We start from the raw sequence: 1,434 nt of genomic DNA on the forward strand, positions 1-1,434 counted from the left end.
TGAAATTCCTTACCTTCGAGAAGCTCATGTCGCTTGCATCGGTCAATACGTGGGTCTTCAATGGCTTGAAAATGCTGGAGAAAAGAGTCGGTCATACTTAAAACGTTACAATAGAGAATTAATAGCTGATCTGATCGCCAGTTTGTTTAAAAGTTCCCATTTATAATGATCTTGCCGTGTCTGGAGGACGGGTCCTTTGAAGAAAAGCCTGAAAGTGAGTTGCAGTTTGGGATACACTCACAACAGTCTATATTGCAGTAATGGCTACCTGGTGTAGCCATTACTGCAATATCATCAAGTAGGGGGCTACTTAATCTCAGGTAAAGCTTTGTTGCGTTTAGTGATCTTATAGGCCCACTCACCATGCCAGGTCGTTGCTTGCCCATGCAAATAACCAATTGATTCCAAGAGCTTTATTGCATTTTTAATCGCCCTATTTTCTTCTTTTGTACTCATGTTTAGGGCAAGGCGATCCCTCATACGACTGAGAGATACGGGAAAGGGATCTTCAGGAAGACAGGCAAAAAACAAGTATAAGCACTGAGCAGTTTCCGCCCTTGGTATCGATGACAGCGTTCGCATGCTAATTAATATTTGTCTATCAATACGGTAAAGCTCCCATAAATCTGGATCACCTTCCAATATGATCGTGTCTGTGTCGATGTCATAAACAAATTTCTTAAGCAATGAAGTTGAAGTTGCTTTAGAGCCATCTTTGGTGGCCATACTTATCTTTTGGCTTTGAATCCTCTCTAGAGAGTCTTTTATTCGCTTGCGGAACTTCGTATTTAACATCTGAGTACTAAACCCACAAAACTTTGTAAATTCAGAGAGCTTCATCGTTATTCTGTCGGAGTCATACCCATACTTTGAGAAAGCAAAAACAACCCCACACCAAACCTTAAAGTCAGTCCGTACATTAAGCCTTTCACCTTTGAGCGAAGCATATTCATACCCTTCACGTTTGTATAAAGATATGTCCCGAAATTCGTCGCTTACATTATGCTTTACGACGGTAAGATCATCACTCTTGTTGCTGTTCTTAGCAATTGGGGTGAAAAGGGCTGTACGAATTAATATGTTAGGCTGAATAGAATGTGTATCAGATATTACTAGTCCATCACTAATCACCGATAAGAGTTTGTTTTCCATAGATAATATCCAAAATTAGTTACTAACATGCTTTGCAGTACATGCTACACCATACACAGTCTACGCTACACCAATTACAGTTTACGCTACACCAATTACAGTTTACGCTACACCAATTACAGTTTACGCTACACCCCAAACCTTGAAGAAGCCAGTTCTGGAAAGGCTTCAGAGCTACAAAGGATCATTTAGGATCATTTAGGTTCATATTAGGTTCAGTTTAGGATAATTAGTCCTGTGGATAAGTGGATAACTATAATTTAAGGTAAGGAATTTCAATAA

1 protein-coding gene is annotated in these 1,434 nt (G+C 39.6%); it reads right to left on the bottom strand.

From position 1 onward, the window contains the following. Positions 1-306: 306 nt before the first annotated feature. A complete protein-coding gene (locus tag AB4484_RS23690; RefSeq protein WP_372080630.1) occupies positions 307-1,152 on the bottom strand; it encodes a RepB family plasmid replication initiator protein in 846 nt (281 codons plus the stop codon). Positions 1,153-1,434: the final 282 nt, after the last annotated feature.

Origin of the sequence: Vibrio sp. 10N.261.46.A3, from assembly GCF_041472995.1 — a bacterium.
In the GTDB taxonomy this organism is placed as follows: domain Bacteria; phylum Pseudomonadota; class Gammaproteobacteria; order Enterobacterales; family Vibrionaceae; genus Vibrio; species Vibrio coralliirubri.

Excerpts from the sequence above, each read along its gene's own strand:
- AB4484_RS23690 (WP_372080630.1), bottom strand. The coding sequence starts at position 1,152 with ATGGAAAACAAACTCTTATCGGTGATTAGTGATGGACTAGTAATATCT.